At 58.5% G+C, this 9,382-nt stretch carries 6 protein-coding genes; 3 read left to right on the top strand and 3 right to left on the bottom strand.

Going from position 1 to position 9,382, the window contains the following annotated elements:
• Positions 1 to 195: 195 nt before the first annotated feature.
• Together RMS03_RS05935 and RMS03_RS05930 are read right to left on the bottom strand one after the other, a co-directional pair.
• On the bottom strand, positions 196 to 1,875 hold the full coding sequence (locus tag RMS03_RS05935) for an FAD-dependent oxidoreductase (RefSeq protein WP_310626174.1): 1,680 nt from the start codon (positions 1,873 to 1,875) through the stop codon (positions 196 to 198).
• A gap of 6 nt (positions 1,876 to 1,881) precedes the next feature.
• Positions 1,882 to 2,154: an oxidative damage protection protein gene (locus RMS03_RS05930; RefSeq protein WP_310626173.1), complete on the bottom strand. Its 273-nt coding sequence runs from the start codon at positions 2,152 to 2,154 to the stop codon at positions 1,882 to 1,884.
• Between the two features lie 246 nt (positions 2,155 to 2,400).
• Between RMS03_RS05930 and RMS03_RS05925 the strand changes: the two genes are divergently transcribed.
• Together RMS03_RS05925 and RMS03_RS05920 are read left to right on the top strand one after the other, a co-directional pair.
• On the top strand, positions 2,401 to 2,910 hold the full coding sequence (locus RMS03_RS05925) for a disulfide bond formation protein B (RefSeq protein WP_310626172.1): 510 nt from the start codon (positions 2,401 to 2,403) through the stop codon (positions 2,908 to 2,910).
• Between the two features lie 51 nt (positions 2,911 to 2,961).
• Positions 2,962 to 3,495 carry a superoxide dismutase family protein gene (locus RMS03_RS05920; protein WP_310626171.1) on the top strand — a complete coding sequence of 178 codons (534 nt, stop codon included), beginning with the start codon at positions 2,962 to 2,964 and terminating at the stop codon, positions 3,493 to 3,495.
• A gap of 32 nt (positions 3,496 to 3,527) precedes the next feature.
• On the opposite strand, the gene argA is transcribed toward RMS03_RS05920, so the two are convergent.
• Positions 3,528 to 4,874 (bottom strand): amino-acid N-acetyltransferase, encoded by a 1,347-nt coding sequence (argA, locus tag RMS03_RS05915; RefSeq protein WP_310626170.1) that lies wholly within the window; start codon positions 4,872 to 4,874, stop codon positions 3,528 to 3,530.
• 84 nt (positions 4,875 to 4,958) lie between these two features.
• On the opposite strand from argA, the gene hrpA reads away from it, so the two are divergent.
• On the top strand, positions 4,959 to 9,164 hold the full coding sequence (gene hrpA, locus RMS03_RS05910; protein WP_405023507.1) for an ATP-dependent RNA helicase HrpA: 4,206 nt from the start codon (positions 4,959 to 4,961) through the stop codon (positions 9,162 to 9,164).
• The last annotated feature ends 218 nt before the right edge of the window (positions 9,165 to 9,382 follow it).

Genomic DNA, 9,382 nt, shown 5'->3' with positions numbered 1-9,382 from the left:
TCAGGCACGAAGTCATCCAGACGCCGCATGGTGAATAAGCTCTCTGTGAAGGTGTCGGCTCCGCGCATGATCTGAAAAGTGTGGCTTGCAATAGTGCTTGGTCTATAACGCACCAACAGGCTCGGGCGTGGACCTTGATGGACGGTATTTCAGCAGCCTGTTAGAAGGTAGGTGAGACGGCTTTGGATTATTTACTTAGTCTTTGGGGTTGAATCGCGTGGCACTTAAAAACTTCATCAGCTGTGCCTCGATGGGCAGTGGCTCGCCATGCCATTGGGCGGCCAGCAATTCGCCACACAACAGGCCTAGCGTCAAGCCCCGCGAGCCCATGGCGGTGTTCATGTACAAGCCCTCAGGTGCGTTCCACACGCGACCCGTCATGGGCAAGCGGTCGTGTACGCCGCAGCGCACACCCGCCCAGCCATGCACGCGTGGAGCACCTGTACCAACGGTGGCAAACAAGGGGGCAAGTGCATCCGCTGTTTGGGATTCTAAGGCTTTCAAACGGTCTAAGTTTTCAGCGTGGTCAGCATCAAGCAAGCGCGCATCGCTGTGTATGCGGTCATAGGTGGCGCCCGTGTACCACGCGGGCTCATTGCCGTTGGGTGAGGGGATGTTGTGCACAAAGCTGCCATGGCCGTTCACAGGTGTGGCGGGCATGTGCGCGTTGGCAGGCACATCGGCCATGAGGCCCCATGACATTTGCCCACGCAGCGGGTTGATGCGTGGGGCACTGCCGTCTTGGGTTGCGGTGGCAATGAGTGCGGCAGAGCCAGGGCCTGCGGCCAGCACCACACGCGACGATTCAGTGAGCACTTGGCCGTCTTGCAGCGTTTGCCACTGTGAAGCGTTGGTGCTTTCAGGGCCAGCGTGGTGCGTGATGCATGCCAGCGCATTCACTTTGGCATGGCCTTGCCAGCGAATGTTGGGATGATCAAGTAAGGCGCGCACCAGTTGCGTGGGCCGCAGCCATGCGCCGTGTGGGTGCCAATACGCATCATCAGGCGCGGGCGGCGGGGCTTGGTGGGTCCAGTCGTGCGCGGTGAGGGCATGTTCGTGCAGCCAGCTCAGAGGCACACCGCCACGCCGTGTTTTGCCAGGCAAGCGGCGTTCGCGCACACCTGTACCGCCCCAGTCCACGCCTTCGGTCAGCAGGGTGCGCATAGTTTGCATCATCAGGCGCAAGCCCGCACGCGAGAGGCGCGACACGCCACTGTCGTCGTGGGAGGTGTGAGGTGCCACCACGCCCACGGGTAAGCCTGATGCACCAGCAGCGGGCGCTGCCCCAGCGTCTAGCACCGTCACCAGCCAGTCGCGCTCGGCCAAGGCGCGTGCGGTGCCGGCCCCTGTAATGCCTGCACCAATGACGGTGACGGTGCGCTCGCTCAGTGCTGCCATGTCGTTGGGTGTTTTGCACGTACCTGTGGGGTGTGTACGCAGCACATCGGCAAACTCCGGCCACGCATCATGTGGGCCCACGCAGAGGGTGAGTGCCAAGCTGGTATCAGATGTGTGAGATGTTGTGACACATGTTTCGTCGCTTGCGTGGTGGCGGCTGTTGAGCGCGAACCGCAAGCGATGAATACCGGGCAACAGCCCCCAGCATTGAGCAGCCAATTGTTGGGCGAGGGGCCGTAGCGTGGGGTGGGGGGCTGCTGCGTGCAGCAGAGCATCGGCTTGCAGTGCTTGCGTGGTGTGCGCCACCACATGCAAATGGGTGGGGCGCTGAGGGTCGGCAGCCCAGTCGGCCCACAGACGTAGAAAAGCCAGCTCGTCAAAGCTGGCTTGGGTGTGGCACCAGTGACTGTGGCCGTGCCACAAAGGCGCTAGTCGCGACCTTAGCCTGACTGGCGCGTCGTGTGGTGTCTGCCCCACGCGGGCTTAGGCGCTAGGCGGTACGTAGCCTTGCACAGCATCTGCGCCGTCGCCAAAGAAATGTTTTTCCATTTGGCGCTTGAGATACTCACGCGCGCGTTGGTCGGCCAAGTTCAAACGGTTTTCGTTGACCAACATGGTTTGTTGCTTGATCCAATCGGCCCAGGCCTGCTTGCTGACGCTTTCATAAATGCGTTTGCCCAACTCACCTGGGTAGGGTGGCAAATCGAGGCCCTCTGCTGGCGAGCCGAGTTTGATGCAGTGAACGGTGCGTGACATGGTGATGTACTTCTCTGTGATGAAGGTTGAAACTAGGGCAAGACTGTAGCAATGTTTACGAAGGCTTTGTCGTCAGTGCTGCTTTTGAGTAAATGGTGCATGCGGGTGATGAACTTCGGTCAACGGGGCGCATCAGCGAGGTGTGGTGTGCGTAACGTCATGCTTTGTCTCGTGTAATGTGCGCTGTTCGCGTGAAGACAGATTGTTTCACCGCGACAATTGAATTTTTTCCCTCAGGAGAGTCGTGTGTATTTAAAACTTTTGGATCGTCCACGCCGCGTTTGGCTGTTCATTTTTTGGGTGTGTGCTGGCTTGTTGTCGTTTGGCATGTACTTGCAACATGTGGTGGGCTTGGAGCCTTGCCCGATGTGCATCGTGCAGCGCTATGTGATGGTGCTGATGGGCTTGGTGGCCTTGCTGGGAGCGACCTTGTCGTGGCACAAAACATCGTGGAGCTTGGGCAGTGTGCTGGCGGTGTTGGCAGGCTGTGGCGCGTATGTGGCCGCACGCCAAACGTGGCTGCAGTGGTATCCGCCTGGGGTGGTGTCTTGTGGCCGTGACTTCTACGGGATGATTGAAACCTTCCCGCTGCAACGCGCCATTCCGATGATTTTCAAAGGCGGCGGTGATTGCAGCAAAGTCGATTGGACGTTCTTGGGTGGCTCGATTGCCATCTGGTCGTTCGTGGCGTTTGTGGGGCTGGGCGTGTTGGCCTGCTTGACGCTGGCGCGCGCATGGACCGCACGGCTGAAGTGACCGTATTTGGGTAAACTCTGTTGCACCTATATTATTTTTCGGAGCTGTTGCATGCCTTTGCTTACTTTTCAAAAAACCTTGAGCCGCAGTGCTGGGGTGTTGGCTGTTGTGATCACAGGCTGTGCGTCTTATGGCTCGTCTTCACCGACCCTTGTTTCATTGCAATCGACCAAGGGATACACGGCAGTAGGCGAGATGCAACTGTCGCAGGTGCCGCAAGGTGTGCGCTTGCAAGGGCAAGTCAGTGGCCTCAAGCCAGGGGCACAACACGGCTTTCATGTGCATGAAAAAGGTGATTGCTCTGCACCGGATGCGACCAGTGCAGGCGGGCATTTCAACCCTCACAGCCATGACCACGGTCTTCATACCAGCGTAACCCATCATGCGGGCGACTTGCCAGCTTTGCAGGCGGATGCCCAAGGTGTGGCCAAGCTGGATGTGTTGATGCAGGGCTTGTCTTTGTCTGCGGGCGTAGACAGTATTCGCGGTAAAGCGTTGGTGGTACATCGTGACCCCGATGACGGACGCTCACAACCCACTGGTAATTCAGGCCCCCGGGTGGCTTGCGGCGTGATTCCTCTGTAAAGATGCGCGCCTTGCTCTGAGCGCCATGGCGCTTAGAGTTTTTTCACCAATACCAAGCTCTTGCGGTCGGTGTTGTATTTGCGTTTACGCGCTTCGGGCAACCAGTCTGGGGCGACTTGTACAAAGCCGCGTTTCAAGAACCAGTGCTTGGTGCGCGTGGTCAACACAAAAATGCTCTCGAGGCCTTTATTGCGGGCGCGTTGTTCGATGCGCTTCAAGACCTTCTCGCCATCCCCCTGACCTTGTGACTGAGGCGACACAGTGAGCGCCGCCATCTCTGCAGTTTGCGCTTCAGAGTAGGGGTAGAGCGCTGCACAGGCGAAAATCACACCGTCATGCTCAATGACGGTGTATTGACCGACATCACGTTCAATCTCGTTGCGGTCACGCTTGACCAAAGTGCCGTCTTTCTCAAACGGTTCAATCAGTTGCAAGATGCCGCCCACATCTTCGTGCGTGGCTTCGCGCAGGTTTTCGAGTTTTTCGTCCACCACCATGGTACCGATGCCGTCGTGCATGTACACCTCTAGCAGCAGCGAGCCATCCACCGCAAACGGCAAGATGTGGCTACGCTCCACACCGGTCTCGCAGGCTTTCACGCAGTGCTGCAAGTAAAAGGCAATGTCGGAGGGGTCGGTGGTGTGGGGCAGGGTGGCCAGCAGTTGCTTGGCGGCGTCCAAAGGCAACTCGGTGTCAATGGGGTTGTCTTCGCTGGCAGGCTCCGAAGGGCGAATACGGATGCCTGGTGTTTCGGTGACAAACAACAACTTGTCGGCTTGCAGCGCGGTGGCGACCGAGGTGGCGACTTCTTCCATCGTCAGGTTGAAGGCTTCGCCAGTGGGCGAGAAACCGAAAGGCGAGATGAGCACCATCGAACTGGCGGCGAGGGTTTGGGTAATGCCCGCCACATCCACCTTACGCACGAGGCCCGAGTGTTGGAAGTCCACACCGTCCAAGATACCCACAGGGCGGGCGGTGATGAAGTTACCCGAAATCACGCGCACTGTGGCACCTGCCATGGGCGTGTTGGGCAGGGCTTGGCTGAAGGCGGCTTCAATTTCAAAACGCAGTTGGCCTGCCGCTTCTTGCGCGCAGTCGAGCGACACACTGTCGGTGATGCGCATGCCGTGCGAATACTGAGGCACATGACCCTTAGCAGCCAGTTGTTCGTTCACCTGTGGGCGAAACCCGTGAACCAACACAATGCGCACGCCCATACTTTGGATGAGTGCCAAGTCTTGCGCCAAATTGGGTAGCTTGCCCGCGGCAATCGCCTCGCCTGCGATGCCGACCACAAAGGTCTTGCCGCGATGCATGTGGATGTAGGGCGCGACCGAACGGAACCAAGGCACAAAGGTGAAGTCAAAAACGGCGGACATATTGGCTAATTTGTGGCGGGTAAATGGGGAGGGCGCTCGCGGGTGTGGCTGGGCAGGGATAATTATGGATTGTCTATCAAGTTAGTGCCTGTTTTGTCCACGTCCGTTCCCTTCGAGATTGAATTTCCAGAATCCTTGCCTGTCTCGGCTAGGCGCGAGGAAATTATGGCGGCGATGCAGGCGCACCAAGTCATCATCGTGTGTGGTGAAACGGGCTCAGGCAAAACAACGCAACTGCCCAAAATGGCGCTGGCCCTTGGTCGCGGTCAGCGACCAAGCTCCGATGATGTGCGCGATCAAGGGCGAGGTAATTCGGGGTCAGAGCCCAAATTCCCTCGCAAACAAATCATCGGCCACACCCAGCCACGCCGCATTGCCGCCAGCTCGGTGGCCAAGCGCATTGCCGAAGAGCTAAAAACCCCGCTGGGTGAGGTGGTGGGCTACAAGGTGCGCTTCCAAGACCGCTTGAGCAAAGACGCCTCGGTCAAGCTGATGACCGACGGCATTTTGTTGGCCGAGACGCAAAACGACCCTCTGCTCAAAGCCTACGACACCCTCATCATTGACGAAGCCCACGAGCGCAGCCTGAACATCGACTTCCTGCTGGGCTACTTGCGCGAGATCTTGCCGCGCAGGCCCGACCTGAAAATCATCGTCACCTCGGCCACGATTGATGCCGACCGATTTGCGCAGCACTTTGCGTCGGTGAGCCCAGCGCAGGGCCGCTCCAAGGTGGGCTCAGCCCCAAGCACTGAAAGTGCTTCCCACGAAGCAAGGGGCAGCGACCCACACGAAGTGGGGGCGCGTGGGGGCATGGTGTTATGTCCTGCGCCTGTCTTGATGGTGTCGGGCCGCACCTTTCCCGTGGAGATGCGCTATCGCCCGTTTGAAGAAAAGCGCGACTACGACCTCAACAGCGCCATTGCCGATGGCGTGGATGAGCTGTGGGGTAACCCGTCCCAGCAGGGCGACATTTTGGTGTTCTTGCCGGGCGAGCGCGAAATTCGTGAAGCGGCCGACCACTTGCGTGCCCACCTGAGCCACAGCCCTGTCATGCGCAATGCCGAGGTGCTGCCCTTGTTTGCACGACTGTCGAGCGCCGAGCAAGACCGCGTGTTTGACACGCGTGGCGGCCGTCGCATTGTGCTGGCCACCAACGTAGCCGAAACTTCGCTCACCGTGCCCGGCATTCGTTATGTGATTGACGCTGGCACGGCGCGCGTCAAGCGCTACAGCTGGCGCAGCAAGGTGGAACAGTTGATGGTCGAGCCCATCAGCCAAGCCGCGGCCAACCAACGCGCAGGTCGCTGCGGCCGTGTGGCCAATGGCATTTGTATTCGCTTGTATGACGAGGTGGACTTCAACGGCCGAACGAAATTTACCGACCCTGAAATTTTGCGCAGCTCGCTCGCGGGTGTGATCTTGCGCATGAAGTCGCTGCACTTGGGCAACGTGGAGCAGTTTCCGTTTCTCGAAGCACCGCGCCCCAAAGCCATTGCCGACGGCTACCAACTGTTGAGTGAACTCGGCGCGGTAGACGACGACAACGAACTCACGCCCACGGGCCGTGAACTCGCCAAGCTGCCCCTTGACCCCCGCGTGGGCCGCATGATTTTGGAAGCGCGTGATCGCAATGCTTTGGACGAAGTGCTCATCATTGCCTCGGCCCTGAGCGTGCAAGACGTGCGCGACCGCCCGATGGAAGCACAAGCTGCCGCCGACCAAACCCACGCCAAGTTTGACGACGACCGCAGCGAGTTCAGTGGCTACCTCAACCTCTGGAAATGGCTGGAAAACTCGCGCGGCGGCAAACCGCATGTGCCTGCCAGCATGAAGCAGCAAATTGCCATCAAGCAGCCGCAAAGCAAACAAGGATTAATTGGGGTCAGAACCCAATTATCAAATTGGGGTCCGACCCCAAATAATCCGGGCGTGCCCACCGAGCACAAGCTGAGCAACCGCCAATACGAAGCGCTGCTGTGCCAAAACTTCATCAACGTGCGCCGTGTGCGCGAGTGGCGCGACACGCACACGCAGTTGTTGACCGTAGTGACCGAGCACAAATGGCGCATCAACACCTTGCCCGCCAGCTATGAGCAACTGCACCTGTCGATGTTGGCGGGCTTGCTGGGCAACGTGGGTTGCAAGCTCGAAGACGACGAGGCGTATTTAGGCGCACGCGGCATCAAGTTTTACCGCCACCCCGGTGCGCACTTGCGTAAGAAACCGGGCCGTTGGATTGTGGTGGCCGAGTTGGTGGAAACCACGCGCCTCTTTGGCCGTGGCATTGCCGCGATGGAGCCGCAGTGGCTAGAGCAGGTGGGCGGCCATTTGCTGAAAAAACAATTGCTTGATCCGCATTGGGAAAAGAAAGCGGGCGAGGTCAAAGCACTAGAGCGTGCCACCTTGTATGGCTTGGTGGTCTACAACGGCCGCCGCGTGAGTTACAGCAAAGTAGACATGGTGGGCGCGCGTGAAATTTTCATTCGCGAAGGGTTGGTAGCGGGCGAACTAGACACCAAGCTACCGTTTCTCGCGGCCAACCAAAAACTCATCGCGCAAGTGGAAGAGCTGGAGCACAAATCGCGCCGTCAAGACGTGTTGGTGGACGATGCGTTGATCTATGCGTTTTACGACCAACAGCTGCCCACCGATGTGTGCAGCTTGGTCACGTTGGAGCATTGGTATCGCGAGGAAGTCAAACGCCAGCCCAAGCTCTTGTGCCTGAGCCGTGAAGAGCTGATGCGCCACCAAGCTGCGGGCATCACCACGCAGGCGTTTCCTAAAAAATTGCGCATGGGCGGTGTGGACTGCACGGCCGACTACCTGCACGAACCTGGCGACGCCAAAGACGGTCTGACGGTGACCGTGCCGCTGTTTGTGTTGAACCAAGTGAGTGAAGAACGTGCGGAGTGGTTGGTGCCCGGCATGCTGAATCAAAAAATTCATGCCTTGCTCAAAACCTTGCACCAGCGGCCCCGCTCGCGCCTCGTGCCGCTGCCTGAGAGTGCGGCACGGTTGACCGAGGCTTTGTCTGAAGACGCTGTGTTTGGCGCGGGGGCGTTGATTGATGCGCTGCTTAAGCTGGTGCGGGCTGAAACGCAGGTGGATGTGAAGCGGGCTGACTTCAAACTCGACATGCTGCCACCGCATTTGTTCATGAACTTTCGGGTGGTGGACGAGCACGGCAGACAGATGGGCCACGGGCGCAACTTGGGCGCTTTGAAGGCGGAGCTGGGCAGTCAGGCGCGGGGGGCGTTTCAGGCGTTGGCGGCACTCAAAGGTGTGGGTACCTTCAGTGCGGGCGCTGCGCAAGCGGCAGACGAGAGCAAGCAAGCAATTGGGGTCAGAGCCCGATTGTCCGAAGGAAATCGGGCTCTGACCCCAAATGCGTCTCAGCCAAAGCCACAACAGACGAGCCACAACAAAGCCCAAGCCGCTGACCAGCGCTACACCAGCTGGGCCTTTGGCGAGTTGCCCGAGCTGATGGAAATCACCCGAGGCCAACAAACCCTCATTGGTTTCCCCGCCTTGGTGGATGTGGGCGATGCGGTGCGCATCGAAGTGTTTGACGAGCCCGAGGTGGCGGCCGCCAAACACCGGGCAGGCTTACGCCGCTTTTTTGGTTTGCAAATCAAAGACGCGCTCAAGTACCTTGAAAAAAACTTGCCCGACTTGCAAAAAATGTCGGTCGCGTACATGAGCTTGGGAACGGATGACGAACTCAAGCAACAAATTTTGGACGTGGCCCTAGACCGTGCTTTCTTGCTCGACCCACTGCCCACCAGTGAGGCTGATTTCAAACGCCGCCTCGAAGAAGGCCGTGGCCGCCTGACGCTGATTGCCAACGAAATTGCCCGCTTGGCGGGCACGGTGTTGACCGAGTTTGCCGCCGCCAGTCGCAAAATGAAAGACATCAAAACCAGCCCTGACAGCGTGGCCGATGCCGCGCAACAACTGCAACGCTTGGTGGGCAAACGCTTCATTACCGACACGCCCTACACACAGTTGCAGCACTTTGCGCGCTACCTCAAAGCCGTGGTGCTGCGCCTAGACAAACTGCGTACCGACCCCGCACGCGATGCGGCGAAGCTGGCCGAACTCAAACCACTGGAACAAAAATATTGGCGGCTCGTGGCCGAGCGCAAAGGCGTGACCGATGCGCGCATGCAAGAGTTCCACTGGTTACTGGAAGAGCTGCGCGTGAGCTTCTTCGCGCAAGAGCTACGCACGCCCCAGCCGGTGAGTGTGAGGCGGTTGGAGAAGGCCTGGGGGCAGTTGAGTTATTGATTAGGTGCTCTGATGGATCATCAAAACAGTGCTTGGCCCGTAGTTGATAAATAAATGACCTTACCCCTGAAAAACGTACTCGGCGGATTCAAGGACGAAGTGCAACACGCTTTAACGAGGCATGGAATACCTCGTGAGGTGTCTTGAATCCTAGTCGCTTTCTGGGGCGGTGATTCAATCGGTTTTCAATCATAGTCAATTCCTCATCCGTCACGGTT

It is taken from the genome of Limnohabitans sp. (genome assembly GCF_031538885.1).
Lineage (GTDB): Bacteria > Pseudomonadota > Gammaproteobacteria > Burkholderiales > Burkholderiaceae_C > Limnohabitans.
Note: the sequence above shows the minus strand (reverse complement) of the source record. Positions and strands in the feature narration are given on the sequence as shown.

Bases quoted from the DNA above. Each gene is read 5' to 3' on its own strand.
- RMS03_RS05920 (WP_310626171.1), top strand. From the start codon at position 2,962: ATGCCTTTGCTTACTTTTCAAAAAACCTTGAGCCGCAGTGCTGGGGTG.
- argA (WP_310626170.1), bottom strand. From the start codon at position 4,874: ATGTCCGCCGTTTTTGACTTCACCTTTGTGCCTTGGTTCCGTTCGGTC.
- RMS03_RS05930 (WP_310626173.1), bottom strand. From the start codon at position 2,154: ATGTCACGCACCGTTCACTGCATCAAACTCGGCTCGCCAGCAGAGGGC.